The 20,144-nt window shown below is 42.6% G+C and carries 24 protein-coding genes; 3 read left to right on the top strand and 21 right to left on the bottom strand.

The window, feature by feature from the left end:
* Positions 1-4: 4 nt before the first annotated feature.
* From ACFPOH_RS09910 to ACFPOH_RS09870, 9 genes are all read right to left on the bottom strand, one after another.
* Positions 5-610: a helix-hairpin-helix domain-containing protein gene (locus ACFPOH_RS09910; RefSeq protein ID WP_342469177.1), complete on the bottom strand. Its 606-nt coding sequence runs from the start codon at positions 608-610 to the stop codon at positions 5-7.
* 112 nt (positions 611-722) lie between these two features.
* Entirely contained in the window at positions 723-1,463 is a 741-nt protein-coding gene (locus tag ACFPOH_RS09905; RefSeq protein ID WP_390309528.1) for a class I SAM-dependent DNA methyltransferase, read from the bottom strand.
* Positions 1,456-1,803 carry a ribosome silencing factor gene (gene rsfS / locus ACFPOH_RS09900; protein WP_390309527.1) on the bottom strand — a complete coding sequence of 116 codons (348 nt, stop codon included), beginning with the start codon at positions 1,801-1,803 and terminating at the stop codon, positions 1,456-1,458. Before rsfS ends, ACFPOH_RS09905 begins: the two co-directional genes overlap by 8 nt.
* A 63-nt stretch (positions 1,804-1,866) precedes the next feature.
* Entirely contained in the window at positions 1,867-2,421 is a 555-nt protein-coding gene (gene yqeK, locus ACFPOH_RS09895; protein WP_342469174.1) for a bis(5'-nucleosyl)-tetraphosphatase (symmetrical) YqeK, read from the bottom strand.
* On the bottom strand, positions 2,408-2,980 hold the full coding sequence (locus tag ACFPOH_RS09890) for a nicotinate-nucleotide adenylyltransferase (protein ID WP_342469173.1): 573 nt from the start codon (positions 2,978-2,980) through the stop codon (positions 2,408-2,410). The genes yqeK and ACFPOH_RS09890 overlap by 14 nt, the downstream gene beginning before the upstream one ends.
* Before the next feature lie 23 nt (positions 2,981-3,003).
* Entirely contained in the window at positions 3,004-3,297 is a 294-nt protein-coding gene (gene yhbY, locus ACFPOH_RS09885; protein WP_342469172.1) for a ribosome assembly RNA-binding protein YhbY, read from the bottom strand.
* 17 nt (positions 3,298-3,314) lie between these two features.
* The gene (gene aroE / locus ACFPOH_RS09880) at positions 3,315-4,136 is read right to left on the bottom strand and encodes a shikimate dehydrogenase (RefSeq protein WP_342469171.1); all 822 of its coding nucleotides are present in this window, start codon (positions 4,134-4,136) and stop codon (positions 3,315-3,317) included.
* Between the two features lie 20 nt (positions 4,137-4,156).
* The gene (yqeH, locus tag ACFPOH_RS09875) at positions 4,157-5,260 is read right to left on the bottom strand and encodes a ribosome biogenesis GTPase YqeH (RefSeq protein ID WP_342469170.1); all 1,104 of its coding nucleotides are present in this window, start codon (positions 5,258-5,260) and stop codon (positions 4,157-4,159) included.
* Positions 5,260-5,778: a YqeG family HAD IIIA-type phosphatase gene (locus ACFPOH_RS09870; RefSeq protein WP_342469169.1), complete on the bottom strand. Its 519-nt coding sequence runs from the start codon at positions 5,776-5,778 to the stop codon at positions 5,260-5,262. Before ACFPOH_RS09870 ends, yqeH begins: the two co-directional genes overlap by 1 nt.
* Positions 5,779-6,045: 267 nt before the next feature.
* On the opposite strand from ACFPOH_RS09870, the gene sigK reads away from it, so the two are divergent.
* Entirely contained in the window at positions 6,046-6,780 is a 735-nt protein-coding gene (sigK, locus tag ACFPOH_RS09865; protein WP_342469168.1) for an RNA polymerase sporulation sigma factor SigK, read from the top strand.
* A 268-nt stretch (positions 6,781-7,048) separates the two neighbouring features.
* Here the strand turns inward: sigK and mtnN are convergent, their stop codons facing one another.
* The 12 genes from mtnN to alaS all read right to left on the bottom strand — a co-directional run bounded on the left by mtnN (position 7,049) and on the right by alaS (position 18,351).
* Positions 7,049-7,741: a 5'-methylthioadenosine/S-adenosylhomocysteine nucleosidase gene (gene mtnN, locus ACFPOH_RS09860; RefSeq protein WP_390309526.1), complete on the bottom strand. Its 693-nt coding sequence runs from the start codon at positions 7,739-7,741 to the stop codon at positions 7,049-7,051.
* Between the two features lie 56 nt (positions 7,742-7,797).
* Complete coding sequence (locus tag ACFPOH_RS09855) at positions 7,798-8,454, bottom strand: YrrS family protein (RefSeq protein WP_390309525.1); 657 nt, start codon at positions 8,452-8,454, stop codon at positions 7,798-7,800.
* A gap of 163 nt (positions 8,455-8,617) precedes the next feature.
* Positions 8,618-9,106, bottom strand: a complete 489-nt coding sequence (gene greA, locus ACFPOH_RS09850; protein ID WP_342469165.1) for a transcription elongation factor GreA — start codon at positions 9,104-9,106, stop codon at positions 8,618-8,620.
* A 252-nt stretch (positions 9,107-9,358) separates the two neighbouring features.
* The gene (locus tag ACFPOH_RS09845) at positions 9,359-10,642 is read right to left on the bottom strand and encodes a peptidase U32 family protein (RefSeq protein ID WP_342581546.1); all 1,284 of its coding nucleotides are present in this window, start codon (positions 10,640-10,642) and stop codon (positions 9,359-9,361) included.
* A 15-nt stretch (positions 10,643-10,657) separates the two neighbouring features.
* Complete coding sequence (locus ACFPOH_RS09840; RefSeq protein WP_342469164.1) at positions 10,658-11,590, bottom strand: peptidase U32 family protein; 933 nt, start codon at positions 11,588-11,590, stop codon at positions 10,658-10,660.
* A 6-nt stretch (positions 11,591-11,596) separates the two neighbouring features.
* Positions 11,597-12,229 (bottom strand): O-methyltransferase, encoded by a 633-nt coding sequence (locus ACFPOH_RS09835; RefSeq protein WP_390309524.1) that lies wholly within the window; start codon positions 12,227-12,229, stop codon positions 11,597-11,599.
* A gap of 246 nt (positions 12,230-12,475) precedes the next feature.
* Positions 12,476-13,573 carry an endolytic transglycosylase MltG gene (gene mltG, locus ACFPOH_RS09830; protein ID WP_446753250.1) on the bottom strand — a complete coding sequence of 366 codons (1,098 nt, stop codon included), beginning with the start codon at positions 13,571-13,573 and terminating at the stop codon, positions 12,476-12,478.
* 256 nt (positions 13,574-13,829) lie between these two features.
* Positions 13,830-14,348: a DUF1292 domain-containing protein gene (locus ACFPOH_RS09825; protein ID WP_390309522.1), complete on the bottom strand. Its 519-nt coding sequence runs from the start codon at positions 14,346-14,348 to the stop codon at positions 13,830-13,832.
* 128 nt (positions 14,349-14,476) lie between these two features.
* Entirely contained in the window at positions 14,477-14,785 is a 309-nt protein-coding gene (locus ACFPOH_RS09820) for a DUF1292 domain-containing protein (RefSeq protein ID WP_342469160.1), read from the bottom strand.
* 107 nt (positions 14,786-14,892) lie between these two features.
* Positions 14,893-15,318 carry a Holliday junction resolvase RuvX gene (ruvX, locus tag ACFPOH_RS09815; protein WP_342469159.1) on the bottom strand — a complete coding sequence of 142 codons (426 nt, stop codon included), beginning with the start codon at positions 15,316-15,318 and terminating at the stop codon, positions 14,893-14,895.
* A 3-nt stretch (positions 15,319-15,321) separates the two neighbouring features.
* The gene (locus tag ACFPOH_RS09810) at positions 15,322-15,588 is read right to left on the bottom strand and encodes an IreB family regulatory phosphoprotein (RefSeq protein WP_342469158.1); all 267 of its coding nucleotides are present in this window, start codon (positions 15,586-15,588) and stop codon (positions 15,322-15,324) included.
* Between the two features lie 102 nt (positions 15,589-15,690).
* Positions 15,691-18,351 carry an alanine--tRNA ligase gene (gene alaS / locus ACFPOH_RS09805; RefSeq protein WP_342469157.1) on the bottom strand — a complete coding sequence of 887 codons (2,661 nt, stop codon included), beginning with the start codon at positions 18,349-18,351 and terminating at the stop codon, positions 15,691-15,693.
* 463 nt (positions 18,352-18,814) lie between these two features.
* Here alaS and ACFPOH_RS09800 point away from each other — a divergent pair, with 463 nt between their 5' ends.
* Positions 18,815-19,498, top strand: a complete 684-nt coding sequence (locus ACFPOH_RS09800) for a TerC family protein (RefSeq protein WP_342581550.1) — start codon at positions 18,815-18,817, stop codon at positions 19,496-19,498.
* Between the two features lie 40 nt (positions 19,499-19,538).
* The gene (locus tag ACFPOH_RS09795; protein ID WP_390309521.1) at positions 19,539-19,925 is read left to right on the top strand and encodes a retropepsin-like aspartic protease; all 387 of its coding nucleotides are present in this window, start codon (positions 19,539-19,541) and stop codon (positions 19,923-19,925) included.
* Positions 19,926-20,144 lie beyond the last annotated feature (219 nt).

The raw sequence follows: 20,144 nt of genomic DNA, 5'->3' as shown, positions 1-20,144 counted from the left end.
TCTATTATATCGTAATGAGATCCTTCAGTTTTTCAAAGGTCTTTTCTCCAATGCCGGAAACATTTTTGAGTTCATCAATCTGTTTAAATTTCCCATTTTCTTCACGATATTGGATAATGGCTTTTGCCTTGGAAGGACCGATTCCCGGCAAAGTCGTCAATTGCGACTCATCGGCCGTGTTGATATTGACCAACGGATCTTTTTGGCCTGCTGTTTTCTGGCTTTGCACAAAAACCGGACCAACGGATGATGGTCCTTCCCCCTCAAGGGACTCCCCTTTTTTCGGTATGTAAATCACCATTTCATCCTGCAATTTTTGTGCGTGATTGATATAGTTGGAATCGGCTTCTTCCGAATAACCGCCTGCCATTTGAATGGCATCGATAATCCTGTCTTCGGTTGTCAGTTCATATACTCCGGGAAATTTTACAGCCCCTTTTACATCCACGACGGCTTTTGCGGAAGCGGGCTCTTCCGATTGAAGGGTTTCATTGTCAGCGAGAGTTTGTTGTTGAGGAATGGTTGAAATGAGTTCAGTATCATCTGCACGGTCTTGCTGAAGAAAATAAATGACCATGATGATGCAAAGGATTCCGGGTGCGGCCATCATTTTTCCGTACTTTTTGAAAATTTCCTGGAAAATTATTGCGCACCCCTTCCAGAAGGTAAATCATATGGAGCTACCAATATCATACCGGATTTACCTTCTGTTTGAAAAGAGGTCACTTCACGGCGCGGATAAAAATCCGTTCACTCGTTGCCGATGGCGTTTGTTCTTCCCAATCGGCCGTAATGTATACCTGGGAGAACCCCGCTTCTTCCAGCCAGTCCTTATACGTTTCGATCGGAAAGGTTCTCTGATAATGTTCTTCATCAAAACGTTCATATAAATTGGCGTCATCATCCAATACAAAAAAAGTGATGTCATGATAAACGGAATGTTCCGCATCCCCTTTTTCTGTATACCAAATATAGACGATTTCCCCATCATCATACGTAAATGGGCTCTGTAAAAAGATGTGATCCATTTTATAAAGGGAGTGCACGTCAAAAAACAGCTGTCCTCCGATGCGCAACGATTCATATATTCTTTTGAAGGTTTCTTTCACTTGCTGTTCTTCTTGCAAATAATTGATAGAATCGATCGGAATGACGGCAACATCGACTTCAGAAAACCCTTCCAATTCATCCATGGACATTTGATAGAAAGGGATGGACAAGCCCGCTTCCTGGGCCCGCTCCTCTGCCATCGCAAGCATTGATTCCGATAAATCAATGCCGCTTACCTGATAACCTGCCCGAGCGAACAGAATGGATAATGTCCCTGTTCCACAGCCCACATCCAACAAGGTTGGATATTCGGAACATGGCGCATGATTTGTCACCCATTCCACGTACTTTTCATATGGAATATCTTCCATGAGCACATCATATACTTCAGCGAACCGCTCGTAACTATTCACCTGCTGCCTCCACTTCGATTTGCGGCGCGTCTCCCCATAATCGTTCCAAATTATAGAACTGGCGCTCGTCTTTGTTGAAGATATGGACAACAACATCACCCAAATCGATCAATACCCAGCGGGCGTTATCGTAACCTTCCACCCTTTTCACATCAAATCCATGTTCCTCGGCTTTTTCCTTCACTTCTCTCGCAATCGCCTGGATTTGCCGGTCTGAATTTCCGTGGCAAATAATGAAATAATCCGCCAATAAGGAAATATTTTTCATATTTAATACGACGATCTCTTCTGCATGCTTATCGTCCAATGCTTTATAAACTAGCTGTAAAAGATCTGCCATCGAGTAAAATTTCCTCTCCTTTTTTTAAACATATTTTGCGAAACAATCGAAAAGTTAAACAAACTATTTATAATAATCGTTGTAACATTCAATGGAAACAGGATAAATGGGCTGCTTTGTTTCCACCAAAAAAGCAAGGGAATGGCGGATACATGCACGCATTGCTTTATCCAAGTCTTCCTGCGCTTTCGCCCGCAATTTTTCAACTCCATCAAATTTGCGGTTTGGCTCAATCATATCCGCGATATAAATAATTTTTTCCAAAGTCGACATATTTGCCCGACCTGTCGTATGGTAACGGATGGCATTCAATATATCTTCATTGTCAATTTGGAATTCATTTTCCGCAATCCAGGCACCTACAGGACCGTGTAAAATCTCAGGTCCCCAATCCAATAATCTTGGATCCAGGCCATGTTCTTTCACGATGGTTTTCATCCATTCTTCATCGGCATATTTGGCCACATCGTGCAAAATGGCAGCGGTTTCTGCCGCCTTCATATCCGCTCCGTACTTTTCAGCCAATTGGATTGCAGTTTCCATTACTCCTATTGTATGAATAAATCTTTTTTCTGGCATTCGGGATTTGATTCGTTCCAAATATTCACTTCGCTCCATACAGACCTTCCTTTCGTATGTAAGCTTCCACTTCCGGCGGCAACAGGAATCTCAATGTTCCGCCCATCGCAAACCGCTTGCGGATGAGAGTGGAAGATAAAGAGATTTCAGGAGCCTCCACCATGATGATGTTATACGGCGACTCGGATTTCGTCCCTGGTCTTTTGATTCCAACAAACCGGACAAGTTCTGCAAGTTTCTCAATTTCATGCCAAGTGTGGAGCGTGTCGATCATATCTCCTCCGATGATGAAATAGAACTCCACATCCGGCTCCCGTTCTTTTAAAGCGACCATCGTTTCATACGTATAAGAAACTCCGCCCCGTTCCAGCTCAATCGTTTCCACTTTAAATTCTTTATAAGGTTTTACGAGCAGTTCCACCATGCGCAGCCGATTTTCATTCGTCGATTCATCATCCTTTTTTTTATGTGGAGCAATGGCATTGGGCATAAAGCGGACTTCGTCAAGCTGCAAGGCATGGTAAACTTCATTTGCCATAATCAAATGTCCGATGTGAGGCGGATTGAAAGTACCCCCTAATATGCCGACCTTTTTCATACATGAACACCCGACTTTATCGTTTATTTAGGTAATTGAATTCTTTTATGCTTCTTGGATTCTTTATATAAAACGACCGTAAGCCCGATCAATTGCACAAGCTCGGAATTCGTTCCTTCCGCCAAGGTTTCCGCCACTTCATGTTTGTCCATCTCGCAATTATCCAAAATGCGGACTTTGATCAATTCTCTCGCCTCAAGGGCATCTTCTATTTGACGAAGCATCTGTTCATTAACCCCACCCTTTCCTACCTGAAAAATCGGGGTCAAATGATGGGCCTCTGCCCGCAAAAATCTTTTTTGTTTTCCAGTAAGCATAATTTCCTCCTAGTAGTCTATTTTAATTGTTCCATCAATTTTTGCATCATGTTCTCTGTATCCGGATATTGGCCCAGCCAATGATGAAACGCGATTGCCCCTTGATGGACAAACATGCCCAATCCGGTGACAATTATAGCTCCCCGTTTTTCCGCTTCTGTCAAGAAAGGCGTCATTAAAGGATTATACACAATATCCGCGACAATTGTCTCCTTTTGCAAACGGTCCAAAGAAAACGGCAGCTTTTTTTCTCCAGTTGATAGGCCCAAAGAAGTGGCTTGAATGACAATGCCATATTGATCCAGTCGTTTTTCCGCTTCGTCAAGAGATAGACTTGTCCCTTCCCCAAGTTCTTCTATGATTGCCTGTGCTTTTGAGACCGTCCGGTTGGCGATGTCCACCTGTTGATAGCCATATTCCTTTAGCGCAAAAGCGATTCCCCTGCTTGCCCCTCCTGCGCCAATGAGGAGCACTTTTTTCTCCCGGTTCTTTCCAACGGCTTCTTCCAATGAATGGACGAAACCGGCGCCATCGGTATTATACCCTTTTAACTTGCCGTCCTTTGTCCGGACAACGGTATTCACCGCCCCCATTTTTACCGCCATGGGATCAATTTCATCCAAAAAGGGAATGATGGCTTCTTTATGGGGAACCGTCACATTCCATCCGCTTGCACCTAGCAATTTCAAGGCCGAAACCGCTTCTTTCAAATGCTCGCTTTTTACATGAATGGGGATGTATGCCGCATCAATCCCCATTTCCTGGAACCAGGCATTATGCATAAACGGCGATTTTGAATGGGCGATCGGATCGCCAATGACAGCAAACCATTTCTTCATTTTCCCAACCCTCTTCTCTATTAAATTAACGAAGGACGGATAAACACTTCCACCCCTTTAGGAGCATGGCAAGCTACAACCGCATTCGGCTGCTGCACCGTAATCCATCCCAGACCGGAAATGACAATGTCCGTCTTCCCTTCCTTGATGGAAAACTCATGGCGGACAAACTCCGGCAAATACTCCAAATACTCTTTGGAAGGAGGCGATAAAAGCTCCCCTTTATGTTCTTCATACAACGCATCCGCTTTTTCCAGCTTCGTGCGGTGGATCGGCAAATCGTTCGAAACATAAATGGTGAATGAATTGCGGTTCCCTTTCAGAAAATCAAATCGAGCAAGCCCGCCAATGAATAATGTCTGGTTGGAATTCAATTGATACACTTTCGGCTTTATTTCCTTTTTCGGCGTGATGTACTTCAATTCGCTCTCATGAATATGGTGGGCCATTTGATGATGGTTGATAATCCCGGGCGTATCATAAATGGCTTTTCCATCATCCAATGGAATTTCAATCATATCCAATGTTGTGCCAGGGAAATGGGAAGTGGTAATCAAATTGCCTTCCCCTGTCACCCGTTTGATGATTTGATTAATGAACGTGGATTTACCGACATTTGTACAGCCCACAACAAACACGTCTTTTCCGTCGCGGTACTGTTCTATCGTTTCAATGACTTCATCCATGCCATACCCTTTATGGGCGCTCACCAGCTTCACATCAACCGGGAATAGACCGAAATCGCGGCAGGCCCGTTTCAGCCAACGGATCACTTTTTCCCGTTTGACGGACTTCGGCAACAAATCGGATTTATTTGCGACGAGCAGAACCGGATTGTTGCCCACAAAACGATGTATACCCGGTATGAAACTGCCGTTGAAGTCAAAGATATCGACAATTTTCACGATGAGGCCGTCGTGTTCACTTAAGCCGTTCAAAATTCTCAAGAAATCATCATCCGTCAACCGGACCGGCTGAATCTCGTTGTAATGCTTCAACCGGAAACATCTTTGGCAAATGATTTGTTCCTTTTCCAATGTTTTTGGCGGTGCATAGCCCGGTTCTTCCGGATTTTCCGTCTGTATTCTTACACCGCAGCCAATGCAAGTTGGCATTTCCGTCATTATCTTTCCTCCCACATCGTTATTCCTTTTCGTCTTAATACATTAAACAAGCGCCGTTCAAAAAATCGGTTAAAGCGCGTAACAAAGCCGTCCGACTCCGCAACTGGACGGACTAAAAACGTATAGAGATTTAGCCGCTTTGCCCCCAAAATATCCGTGAGCAATTGATCGCCAATCATGGCAACCTCTTTTTTATTTAATTGCAATTTTTTTAGCGCCGCTTTGTAAGCCTGTCCAAGAGGTTTTTTCGCACGGTAAACGTAAGGGAGATTTAACGGCTCCGCAAACCGTTTTACCCTTGCTTCGCTGTTGTTGGAAGCGATGACAATCTGTATGCCCGCTTCCTGCATCATCCGCATCCACTTCGCAACTTCCTCCGTTGCGTCCTTTCGATTCCATTCGATTAATGTATTATCTAAATCGGTAATCAAGCCGCGAATTCCCAACCGTTTCAATTTCTCGGGCGTAATTTCAAACACGGATGTTACAAATTCGTTTGGCAAAAATAACTTGTACAAATCCCTTTCCTTCCCCTTCACAAAATTTTTTATATTCCATTATAGCATAACCTTCGATTTGAAACCTATGTAGCGGATGCATTCCATCGCCGGCCGCCATCCCCAAATAATAGTACAACATTTGAAACATTTTCTAAACTATCAAATAATCAGCATTTCTATCAATACCCCATCCCATTTCCCTTTTTTCTACAAAATGAGCCTAATTGCGCATTTTTGCATAAACTATTTCATATAATGTCGAAAAAAGCGGAAAGGATGTGCTCCTTGGGCGGTATATTTGCATCACTGATTCAGCTGTGGCTAGACATCCCCGCATTCCTCGGATACCTCAAAGGCCAGGCATTCCACAAACCATTCACATCAGAAGAAGAAGCCGAAGCGATTGAACGGTTTCTGGCAGGCGATGAACAAGCAAGACTGGATCTGATCGAACGCAATATGAGGCTCGTTGCCCACGTTGTAAAGAAATTCCACCCACCCCACGAACAATTGGACGATTATATTTCCATTGGAACCATCGGATTAATGAAAGCGGTCAGCAGTTACACCCCGGATAAAAAGACCCGCCTTGCCACTTATGCGGCACGTTGCATCGAAAACGAAATACTCATGCATTTGAGAGCCCAAAAAAAGGTGCAAAAGGACGTGTCTTTGTTTGAACCGATCGGTGTCGACAAAGAAGGACAATCTTTGCAAATCCGGGATATATTGCAGCTGGATGAAAAGCCGGCCATAGAGAAAATCGAACAAAAAGAAAGCTTCGAACAATTGTATTCTTATCTGAACACATTGGATCCAAGAGAATTGGAGATTATCATTTACCGTTACGGCCTGAACAATGAAGAACCGTTGACGCAAAAAGAAATCGCCAAAAAATTAAATATTTCCAGGAGCTATGTATCCCGCATCGAAAAGAGAGCTCTTGTGAAATTGTACCAGCAATTTAAACATAATCAAAATGAAAGAGAGAGGGAACGGGAGAAAAAATTAAAAGACTGAGCCGGCTCTTCGGCAGGGCCGCTCAGTTCTTTTTTTCAAAAGAAAAAGCTCATTTAAATAAACATTTAAACGAGCCGTTGAATCATTATTTTTTAAATTTAGCCAAATCGCTGTTTGCACCGTAATAAGCGATAAGCCCTACAAGTGCAGTAATCGTAACAGAAACTAACATCAATGTTAATTCCATAATTTAACCTCCTCATCAATATAACCGCTTACCTATATATTACTTTTTCCAAAATGATACCGTCAAGACCTTCTCGAGACCTTATAATTTCTCGATGGTTTTTAATACGATCTCCGTTGAATGTTTCGCCGCCAAAGGCAGAAATTCATCGAAACTGATATTGGATTCCTTTCCTGCTATATCCGATAATGCGCGAATCACAACGAAAGGCGTTCCGAAATGGTGGCATACTTGCGCCACGGCAGCCGCTTCCATTTCGCACGCTTTCATTTGCGGGAAATGGTTCCGCACCGCTTCCACCCGCTCCGGTTCGCTCATAAAGGAATCGCCGGAACAAATCAATCCTACACCGTATTTATGATCTCCGATTTCTTCCACCGCTTCGACCGCCAATTTCATTAATTGTTCATCGGCTTTAAAAGCGGCAGGCATTCTTGGCACTTGCCCCATTTCGTATCCAAAAACGGTGCAATCCACATCATGGTGGCGCACTTCATCCGAAATGACGACGGAACCCACTTCCAGCTCCGGATCATATCCTCCAGCAGAACCGGTGTTGATCACCGCATCCGGTTGAAATTGATGCAGCAAAATCGTTGTGGACATCGCCGCATTCACTTTTCCGATTCCGCTTTTTAACAGCACGACATCTTTGCCTTTATATGTACCCGTCGTATATTCGCAGTTGGCAATGGTCGTCACCTGTTTATTTTCCAGCGCTTCCCTCAACAGTTCCACTTCTTCCTCCATTGCTCCGATGACTGCTATTTTCATTCATTTTCCTCCTCTGAATAACATCTATTCCAAATTACCGGAAAAGATGGAAAAGGTCAATTCTTTGGAATTTGTTTCAGCACTTCCACTTTGATTGGAATCCAGCCGGAATTATCGATCCATTTGATATGAACCCGGAATTTTTCGGTCAAATCTTTCGATGAAACAACGGCAACGGCCCCTTTCCCCGTTCCGTCATTTCGTACGGACCAATAAATGATATCATCTTCCGGCAACTCAACGGCATTGCGGATGGTGATCAATTTTTCCTCATAGTCGACATGTCCTTCTTCAAATGCGGAAACGTGTTCACCTGTTTGTCTTGTCGGCGTCACTTTCCAGTTATTATTGACGATGACTTTTTCCACATTTGCATCCGTCGAAGCGGAAACGATGATTTCATCTTCATCCGCTCCGGATTCAACATCGCCCTCTTCATGGTTATTTTGTTCATTGTCATCTATAAAATCATTTGTATCCTTTTCCTCCGATGGATTTTCCTTGTGTTCTCCATGGTCATTTTTTTCTTGGACCGACTTTGTATCTTCAGCCACTTCATGATCCCCATCATCTTTTACGATAAAATAAACATTGATCACAATCAAAGCAGAGACGATGGCAATCAGCACATTCAGGATTCGGTTCATTTTTCGTTTATTGTCAGAATGTCGTTTCATTCTACGGCTTTTCATTTCTTGGTCTTCCATTTCCATGCAAATCCTCCTTACTACTACTTTCCATCTTACCAATAAAATGAGAAAAACGACGACTTCCAATAAATTTTTAATATAGTTGTTAAAAAAATATTACAAATGAAAAAGTCGACAAATTTCTTGAACCAAAATTTGTCGACCATATTGATGACTGGTTATATAGTTACTCGTTGGAAGAACGGATTTTTACGATTTTTACTTCCATTTCTCCACCAGGAGTTGTGAATTTCACTACATCTCCCACTTTATGGCCAAGAAGGGCTTTTGCGATTGGAGAATCGTTGGAGATTTTACCTTCAAACGGATCCGCTTCGGCAGAACCGACGATGAAATATTCTTCTTCTTCTCCATCAGGCAATTCAACAAATGTAACCGCTTTACCTAAAGTGACGATATCAGCCTCATTTTCATTTTCTTCAATAATGACAGCGTTGCGCAACATATTTTCGATCGCAGAGATACGGCCTTCCACAAAAGCTTGTTCCTCTTTGGCGGAATCATACTCGGAGTTCTCTGACAAATCGCCAAAACCGCGAGCCACTTTGATGCGTTCCACCACTTCTTTACGTTTTTCTGTTTTCAAATATTCCAATTCTTTTTCAAGCTTTTCTTTACCCGCTAATGTCATTGGGTATTGTTTTTCGTTTGACAACTCACTCACTCCTTAAGCAACATCACTTTTGTAATGCAATCATTTTCGCTTATTGCAAAATTTTTCTTATATATGATAAAACCCGGTTATTAGAAAAGCATATGTTGTGTTGGAACCATGAAGAACCAACGGATGCCCTCTAATAACCGAATTTTATATCGCAATATATAAAATTGTTTCGAATTGTTAAAATCATGCAAATAATACAATATTCATCATAGTACACATTGCATTTAGTTTCAAGTCAATTCGCTATTTTTTATTTCTTCTTCTCATCATATTATAACGATGTAATGGCTGATCCACTTTGAATTTCACGATTTGCAACGGATGGTTTGCCACCTCGATCGGCTCGCCGTCTTCATTCCACATTTGGCCGACCGTCATTGTGAAAGTGTCAATTTCCGGTCCGAAAAATTCAACCGTGTCGCCCGTCTTGAAGTAGTTGCGTTGCTGCAATGTGACCATTTGTGTATTTTCATCATAATCAAGCACAAATCCTGCGAAATCCCAATCCGGTTTTTTCGCATGGAAACCGAACATTTGCTGTTTGTAGCTTGGTTCGCCTTCAAAGAAAGCGGAAGCTGTTGCGCGGTTCGCACAACGATCCAATTCTTCCAGCCATTCCCGCTTGATTTTGAAATTGTCAGGATCGGCGCAATAGCTGTCGATCACTTTGCGATAAACTGAAATAACGGTTGCAACGTAGTGGATGGATTTCATGCGCCCTTCCACTTTTAATGAATCGATTCCCAATTCAATCATATGCGGGATGGATTCGATCAGTTTCAAATCTTTCGGGCTCATCGCAAATGGAGCATCGCCTTCATTGAATAAAGGCACTTGTTTGCCATCCACGTTTTCATACAAGTCGTAATCCCAACGGCAACTTTGACAGCAGCCGCCCCGGTTGGAGTCCCGTGCCGTCATATGGTTAGATAATACACATCGGCCTGAATAGGCGATACACATGGCTCCATGAATAAACGTTTCAATCTCAATATCCACTTTTTCTTTGATAAGGCGGATTTCTTCCGCACCTACCTCACGGGCTAAAACCACCCGGTCCAACCCTTCAGATTTCCAGAATTTTACCGCTTTCCAGTTCGTCAATGATTGCTGTGTGGAAAGATGGATTTCCAATTCCGGAGCCACTTTTTTACAAGTCTCGATAATCAGCGGGTCTGCAACGATGATGCCTTTGACGCCGACATCAGCGATCGCGCGCAAATATTCTTCGAGTCCCGCCATATTTTCGTTATGGGCGTAAATATTCGTCGTCACATAAATGACCGCCCCATATTTTTTCGCGAATTCCACACCTTCGCGCATCTCTTCAATCGTAAAGTTATCCGCGTTGGAACGCAAGCCGAATTCCTGGCCGCCGATAAATACCGCATCTGCCCCGTAATGGACAGCCACTTTCAATTTTTCCAGGCTTCCCGCAGGAGCAAGCAATTCCGGTTTTTTTGTAATGACGCGTTTTCCTTCAATTGTTTCTCGGATGTTTTCGTTTTGGATCAATTGTAAAGCCATCATACCCCTCCTTTCTTAATACACGGTTTCTTTATAAATAAATCCAGTATCCAATGGACGCAATGGCGGTTGAATGGCTTTGATTTGTTCATACAATCCATCTTTGATTTCATCGTACGCGTCTTCCCCTTCATCGAAATACGCATCGATGGCCTGGCGGTAAAGCTTCGTCACCGTTGTAATGTATTCTTCCGTTTGCAAAATTCCATCAATCTTCAATGCATCGATACCCGCTTCAAAAAACTCCGTCAATTCATCAATCAAACAAATGTCGTTTGGTGAGAAAATATGTGTGCCATTCATATCTTCATAAATAGGGTAACGATTGTTCCGCTCTTTGTCATGCAGGAACATATTTTTATTTTCTTTGCGGTTTTCCACTTCCATCACTTCGCCGCGATACAGGAAGTAATTGCCCAACAATTTCCGTTTGGATTGGAAAATGCAGGTCATCCCGTGCACTTGCACTTCAATTTCGTATTTTGAGTTTTCTTTGATTTCCAAGATTTCATCCAATGAGAGTTCGCGGGCCAACACTGCACGTTTCGCTCCTCTGTCTCCCCAATAATTCACTTGGAACCAGTTTGTTGCCGTCGTTTCAGGATTCCAATGCAATGGAATGTCGATGCCAAATTCCCGGACAGACACAACAACTGCGGGATCTCCAAACAAAATGGCATCCGGACCGATTTTCTTCATCTCTTGCAAATATTCATCCAACGCTTCAATGCGGTCGTTGTGGAATAAAGCGTTGCAAGCGACATACACTTTCTTGCCCGCCTGATGAATCATTTCCGTCGCTTCTCTCACTTCATCAACGGAAAATTCACCCGCAAGACGCAAGCCGAATTTTTGTTCTCCGATGACAAATGCATCGGCACCCGCATCAATCAATTCCTTTATATGTGGCAGTGACTTCGGCGTCACAAGCAATTCTGGTTTTTTCAAATACGTTCACCTCTTTAAACAAATTAGCAAACCATCCCCAACAGGAACAAAAGTCGTGTGGTAGCCGGGATGGTTTTTGATCCACTCAGTGAATTCTTTTAATTTCCGAATCATCGAGCGTTTTCCTCTTGGCACTTCTTCGATCGGAATGTCCGATAACCCATGCATAAAGATATTGTCGATATAAATGACCCCACCGGAAGGAACCAGGGGAGAATATTTTTCAAAAAAGCGCATATTTTGGCCTTTTGCCGCATCTATAAAAACAGCATCAAAAGCAGATGGAAATTCCGTTACATCCACTTCTAACGCATCTCCTTCAATCACCGTAATGCGACTTCCTGCATCCGACTCTTTGATAAATTCTTTAGCGAGCCGGATCCGTTCTTCATCCCTCTCGATCGTCACGATCTGGCAATCCGGTAAAGCTTCCGCTATCCGAATGGCCGAATACCCGATGGCCGTACCGATTTCAAGCAGCGTTTTTGGCCGTTGAATCCGCAATATTTGCGTCAACACTTCAATGGCTGGAAGCTGCATGATGGGAACATGGTGAGTTTGTGCATATTGTTCCATTTTTAGTAACAAGTCATTCCTCGGATGAATGAAGGACTTTATAAATTCCTCTGAAAACTCCATGTTTTCGCTCCTTCGATTGTATATAAAAAAAGAAAAACCAAACAAGTTGGCTTATATCGATGACCATTATGTAAAAATCAAATTTAATCATAACATGAAAATGACCGGAAAGCGAACATTCTTAACCGATTTTCCTTCAAAAAAATCCGATTTCCGACCTTTGACTGAAAGCCGTTTAATTCAATACACCATAAAAATAGCAGTTCAATCCGGTAAAGATTGAACCTGCTATTTTATGGATGGAGGCTATTCATTATTTATATATTGGTTTTTATTTTGCAAGTGTTCTTCAAACGATTTGGCAAAGTGATTGTTTCCTTCTTTATCCGCCAAGAAATAAAGATATTCTGTATCTGTCGGATTCAAAGCCGCTTCAATGGAAACGACACCCGCATTGGCGATCGGTCCCGGAGGCAACCCCGGATTCACATACGTATTGTATGGATTTTGCACTTTCAAATCTTCGTACAATACCCGTTCTTTATGTCCCCCCAATGCATATAATACACTAGGGTCCGTTTGAAGAGGCATGCCGATTTCCAAACGGTTATAAAAGACGCTCGCAATCGTTTCGCGATCCGTTTTTTCCGTTGCTTCCTCTTCCAATAAAGAGGCGAACGTCAACAGTTCATGCACCGTCATTTCTTTTTCCGCAAGCAAGGATTTATATTCACCGATCACACTGTTGGTTTTGTCAATCATCGGCAGAATGATGTCGTCCAATGAAACATTTTCGTCATAAAAAGAATAGGTTGCCGGAAATAAATATCCTTCCAACGGATACCGGATGTTGCCATTTAAAATTTCATCCGTAAAGAGTTCCGGATAGGTGGACATGACATTTTCAATGAATTCTTTGCTGTTGACCCGCTCCATGAATTGCTCTTTTGTATATTTCGTACGTTTTTCCACAATTTTTCCTATTTGTTCCAACGTCATTCCTTCTGGAACCGTAATGGTCATGACAGGCTCCCGATACACTTTGCCCGTTTTCAAGCTTTCAAGGATTTCATCCAGCGTCATGCTTGGCGTCATCGTATAATTTCCCGCCTGGAAATTGGATTGGTTTTTAAATTTTGCATAATATTTAAAAATCGTTGCGTCTTTAATAATTCCGCTTTTTTCTAAAATCTTCGAAATGGTGGATATTCCTGACCCCATAGGGATTTCCACTTGAATTTGCTCTTCTGATTCCGGATCAACCGGCTTCAAAGCGCTTTTTACATATAATGTTCCGAAAATGCCAATGAATAAGATACATGCGATGACAATTACCGTGACCCTTGCAACAATTCGGCGGACCACTTTTCCTTCCTGCTTTCGTTGCTTTATTTTTTCCATCATCTCCTGGTCCACATATGTCCCCCCTAACATTTCATAACATATGATATAAAAATCCGTAAAAATTAACAATATTCAAACACGGTTTCCCGTTCCCCTTTTATGTATTTTTACGTTTTTGTATGAAAAAAGTTCTTTTTGAACTTCATTTTTTGTCCCGTTATGTATGGGTTATAAGTAACAGGTCCTATTCTATGGCAGACCTTGTTTTCCTGCGGCCCTTCGATTTGCCGCCGCAGGAAAATTTCCCAATAGTGATTTATCGATTCGATTGATTTAAAAGCTCAAAGGTTTGCTCAACTTTTTTCCATTCCTCTTCTGATTCAATCGGGAAGATTTCCTGGATTGCACCGTCTTCCGATGATACATAGCTGGCGGCGTAAAGACCGCTGTTTTCGTCTTCATTTTCGATTGAATAAATCACATATGATTTCCCGAAATCTTCAATTGCAAATTGATGAACGATTTTGCATTCGACTTCATTTCCCTCTTCATCAACGGCTGTAAAGGTTTTATCTTCTGAAAAGGTGTCAATTAATGTGTTATAGACTTCTTCCACCATATCCCATTCTTCTTCAGTTTCGAGTTCCTGGAAATTGGTCATTTCCAAATTTTCATCCAGTTCGTAGCGGACAGCGGAAATTTCATCACTTTCATTTCCCTCTTCATCAACAATGGAATAAATGCAATAGGAATGATCGTCCGTGTCAAAGGTGAAAAGCACTTTACATGTCTTGATTCCATTTTCCGTTTCCAATTTGAAAAGTTGTTGATCCATATTTTCCTCCCGAAATTATGATTATTTCATAGTGTGGGCCGCAAAATCAAAAATAACCACACATTTTCACAAGGCATCGGCATCTTGAGCAAGAAAAAAGTAGGCACCGGAATGCCTACTTTATCCTTTTATTCTTCGTCCTCTATATCAAATTCTTCTTCCAAAGAATTTAATACTTCTTCAATCAAATCCCATTCTTCATCCGTTTCAATCGGAAGCAATTCCCCGTCTTTTCCATCCTCTGCAGGGATGAAGGCGGAAGCGAAAATTTCGATTTGACCATCTTCATCTTCTTCGGCGCCGACTAGGGAATACAGAACATAGGACTTTCCAAACTTCTCTGAATCAAATGTGTGAATGACTTCACACAAATGTTCATTTCCTTCTTCATCGACAACGGTAATTACATTTTCATCAAACTCATGATCATGTGCCATATTGGTCACCTCTTCCTATAAGATAAGCAACAATTTATATCATCCTCGACAAAATGTCTAGAGGGGCATATAAACCAATTTCAACTTTATTATTCACCCAATTCGGGTTATTTATGAAACGATTTGCTGTCCAAATAGCCCTGCAGTATCATGACTGCCGCCATTTTATCAATCACTTTCTTTCTTTTCTTTCTGCTGACATCCGCTTCAATCAGCATCCGTTCGGCGGCCATCGTCGTCAACCGTTCATCCCAGAGAATGACCGGCAATTTGAACGTTTCTTCCAAAAGCTTTTTATATCGTTCGGACGCTTCACCACGGGGCCCAACGGTATTGTTCATGTTTTTCGGATACCCCACCACAAATTCGGTGACCCCATACGCTTTTACCAGCTCTTTGATTCGTTCAATGCCAAACTCTCCAGCCTCTTCATCTATGTGAATCGTCTCGATCCCTTGAGCAGTCAGCCCCAATGGATCGCTGATTGCAATGCCAACCGTTTTTGTACCGACATCTAATCCCATTACTCTCATCGATTATTCCTCTTTATGGTGTCTGATATAGAATTTCACAAGCTCTTCTAAAATTTCATCGCGTTCAAGTTTGCGGATCAAATTTCGTGCATCTTGATGGCGAGGAATATATGCCGGATCACCAGATAACAGGTACCCCACAATCTGATTCGTTGGATTATATCCTTTCTCTTCCAGTGCAGAGTACACTTTCAACATTACTTGCTTGACTTCTTCTTCCATCGATTCTTCTGGAAAACTAAATTTCATCGTTTGATCGAACGAATTCAAGACCAGCACCTCGCTTTCAGAAATCAGGAGTTGGAAATTCTTGCTCCATTTTCTCTATTATAACTGATTCAACGGGTCAGCGAAATAGATTTGTTCCCCAGTTTACAGAGATTTAACGAAATCATAAACAGATTGAAGAGCTTCTTCAAGTTTGGATGCCTCTTTAGCACCCGCCATGGCCATATCAGGACGGCCTCCGCCTTTTCCTCCGCATTTCTCGGCGACGGATTTTACAATGTTGCCGGCATGATATTCTTTGCCTGCGATATCTTTTGTCACCCCTGCACAAAGCATCACTTTTCCGTCACTTACGGCACCAAGCACGATGACCGCTTTATCCAGTTTCGCTTTCAAGTCGTCCATCATTTGACGGAGTTGATTATTATCTTTTGCTTCCACCCGTGTGGATAATACCGTGATATCGCCGATTTTTTGCGCTGCGTCAAGAACACTTGCCGCTTCAAGGTTTGCCAATTTTTGCGACAACGATTCATTTTCACGTTGCAATTCTTTATATTCTCCTTGGAGACCTTGTATTCTCATCACCAAATCTTTTGGATTCGCTTTGAATTGTGCTGCCGCCTCTTGCAAGATTCTTTCTTCCTCTTTCACTGCAAGATATGCGCCTTTGCCCGTCACAGCTTCAATACGTCTGACACCGGCACCAATTCCACCTTCAGAAACGATTTTAAAATATCCTATTTCAGATGTGCGGTTTACATGCAAACCACCGCAAAGTTCGATGGAATAATCGCTGACTTGGACAACCCGCACAATATCGCCGTATTTTTCCCCGAACAGCGCCATCGCACCCATCGCTTTCGCTTCTTCAATCGGCATTTCTTCAATGGCCACTTCAATATCATCCCAAATTTTTTCGTTCACGATGCGCTCAATTTGTTCAAGTTCTTCTTTTGAAGCTTGGCCAAAGTGAGTAAAGTCGAAACGCAAACGGTCTGGTCCCACATAGGATCCCGCTTGGTTTACATGTTCGCCCAACACATCTTTCAATGCACGGTGCAACAGGTGAGTGGCTGTATGGTTTTTCACGATCAGTTTACGTTCTTCTTTATTGACTGTCGCTTTTAATTGGTCGTTCAAGTGCATTTCACCGGATTCCACAATCACTGTATGAAGATGTTGCCCGTTTGGCGCAAGTTGAACGTCTTTGACCACCGCTTTGAATGTATCGCCTTCAAGGATTCCCGTATCGGCAATTTGACCACCCATTTCTGCATAGAATGGCGTTTCAGCCAAGATCACCAACACTTCTTCCCCTTCGGAAGCCATGTCCACTTCCTGTCCATTTGCCACCATGGCAACAACGGTTGTGTCACATTCCGCCACTTCATATCCAACGAAGACGGAAGGTTGTTTCAAGTTCGTCAGCACTTCATTTTGAACTTGCATGGAGTCAACGTCAGCACGCGCGTTTCTTGCACGTTCCCGTTGTTTTTCCATCTCTCTTTCGAAGCCCTCATGATCCACAGTCATTCCATGTTCTTCCGCATATTCTTCCGTTAATTCGATTGGGAAACCGTACGTATCATATAAACGGAATACATCTTCGCCCGGAATTTCAGTGAGCCCCAATTTTTTCTCCCGTTCAACCACTTCATTCAAGATTTCAAGACCTGCATCCAACGTTTCCAAGAAGCGAATTTCTTCATTTTTTACTACCCGTTGGATAAATTCGCATTTTTCGCTCACTTCCGGATAGAAGTCTTTCATGATTTCCCCGACTGTTGGAACAAGCTCAAACATGAACGGTTTTTCAATGCCGATTTGTTTTGCATAGCGGACAGCACGGCGTAACAAGCGGCGGATGACATAGCCCCGTCCTTCGTTGGATGGAAGCGCGCCGTCACCAATGGCGAATGCCACTGTACGGATATGGTCTGCAATCACTTTGAATGGTGTATTGATATCTTCTTTATTATTAAAGATTTCTTTCAACTCGATTTCGCCAGGCCGTTTGTATCGGCGGTTTGCAAATTCTTCGATTTTTTCAATAATCGGCATGAACAGGTCCGTATCAAAGTTTGTCGGAACATTTTGCACAACGGAAGCCATCCGTTCAAGACCCATACCTGTATCGATGTTTTTCTTTGGAAGTGGAGTATATGTTCCATCAGGATTATGGTTGAATTGGGAGAACACCAGGTTCCAAATTTCCAAGTAACGTTCATTCTCCCCGCCTGGGAACAGCTCTGGATCATTCGGGTCGTTGCCGTATTCCGGACCGCGGTCATAGAAAATTTCCGAGTTTGGACCGGATGGACCTTCCCCGATATCCCAGAAGTTTCCTTCGATGCGGATAATGCGTTCTTCCGGCAAGCCGATTTCGTTTCTCCAAATTTGATAAGCTTCTTCATCTTCCGGATGGATTGTGACTGAGAGCAATTCCGGATCGAATCCCATCCATTTTGGATCTGTCAAAAATTCCCAAGCGAAGTGGATCGCTTCTCTTTTGAAGTAATCGCCGATGGAGAAGTTCCCCAACATTTCAAAGAATGTATGGTGGCGGGCTGTTTTACCCACGTTCTCGATATCGTTTGTCCGGATGGATTTTTGTGCATTTGTGATTCTTGGATTATCCGGAATTTCACGGCCATCAAAATATTTCTTTAATGTCGCCACCCCTGAGTTGATCCATAAAAGGGATGGGTCGTTGATTGGAATCAACGAAGCTGACGGTTCAACTGAATGGCCTTTTTCTACAAAGAAATCTAAAAATTTGCGACGAATTTCTGCTGCTTTCATTCGTACATTACCTCCTATTTGCGTCCTTTATAATTTTTTCCATAAAATGAAAAAAGTCTTCATCCCGGTAAGGGACGAAGACGTGCTTTTCGCGGTACCACCCTCGTTACAGTTTCCGTTTCAACCATTACGAAACGCAATAACGTCCTTCATAATCGGAAACTGTCACTCAAGCCACTGTAACGTAAGTGAACGGCAGGGATTAGCTGCACTCTGGAGTAGCTTTCCGAAATTGCCATCGTGGAGATTCTTTCAGCCTCTGGAATCCCTCTCTATACACTTGGCAAAACGTACTCTCTCCATCATCGTGTTGACACCATCAGATCTTAATTGACATATTCTTTGTAAATTATATGAAAACCGCTAAATCATGTCAATAAAAATAGCAACCACGCCATTTACTTCTTAACAAGGAGAATCATTCATATACTTTCCAAAAAAACAGATAGATTGGGGAGCATGAATGGAAACAATGTCTTTGGAATTCATCACTGCGCTTTTTTCCATCATTTTTATCGACCTTGTACTTGCCGGCGATAATGCATTATTAATCGGAATGGTTGCAAAAAATTTGCCTTCGAGGCAGCAAAAAAAAGTGATTGTCGTTGGGACGCTTGCCGCAATTATCATGCGTATCATCTTTACATTGCTTGCAGTAAAATTGCTGGAAATTGACGGCTTGTTGTTTGTTGGCGGTGTGGTGCTCGTATATATCGCGTTGAAATTGCTGGTAACAGAGGAGAACAACGAACTGCGTCCATCCGCGAAATCTTTTTTGGGAGCGGTTTGGACAATCATGCTGGCCGACTTTTTGATGGGCATTGACAATATCATTGCGGTGGCAGGTGCGGCCTACGGAAATATGTTGTTGGTCATTATCGGGCTCTTTATTTCCATTCCCATCATCGTTTGGGGAAGCACCATTGTGATACGCATCATCGATCGATTCCCGCTGTTCATCTATTTGGGTGCCGCCGTCCTGGCCTGGACCGCATCAAAAATGATCATCAAAGACGCTTATGTAAAGCCCTACTTGACGAATCCATTGCCCATTTTGCTGTTCCAAATATTATTGATTTTCATTGTTGTTTCGATCGGATTTGTATTACGCGGCAGAAACAAGTACAAATCTCATCAATTTGAATAATGGGACAATCCACAAATAAAATGGTGAATGGAGGCTCGATATGCAGCTGATTTTTGAGGACGGTTTACTGCTTACAACCATCGAAATTGGCTATAAAGGGAAAAGAAAAGTATTGAACCGTGTTGCCATCGATTCCGGCGCCTCCCATATCGATGCTGTATATGAGTTGGGAATCGGTTATGAAAGTGGCGATCAGCTCATCCGCCATTATGGCATTGGCGGATCGGAATTTAGTTTTTCAAAAAGAATCGATTATGTAAAAATTGGGGGAAAAACATTCCGGCAAGTTTCCCTTGATTTTGGAATATTAAAAGCGTTCAATATCCAGGGATTGATTGGGCTTGATATATTGAAATCGGGGGAGTTTGTTTTGGATATGAAACATCTGAAGTTATTGACCAATGATGAAAAGGCATTGGCGCAGTAACCTCTGGCAGATTGGAAGATCCGCCAGGCCCTGATGGTTTTTCCTCTCTTCCCCGAAAATTTCCGCCAATCAAGGACAACCGTACAGTCAATGAGGCTGGGACAAAAGATAAAAAACACCATTTTCTCCCGGGAGAAAATGGTGTTTTTTTGATAATTGAAGAAAATTGATTTCCGTTCCGGGGACGCTTTCCGCGGGCCCGGCTCGAGCCCAATGTCA

Source organism: Ureibacillus suwonensis, assembly GCF_042655065.1.
GTDB classification, from domain to species: domain Bacteria; phylum Bacillota; class Bacilli; order Bacillales_A; family Planococcaceae; genus Ureibacillus; species Ureibacillus suwonensis.
The sequence above is the reverse complement of the archived record's forward strand: the minus strand, read 5'-3'. Positions and strand labels throughout refer to the sequence as shown.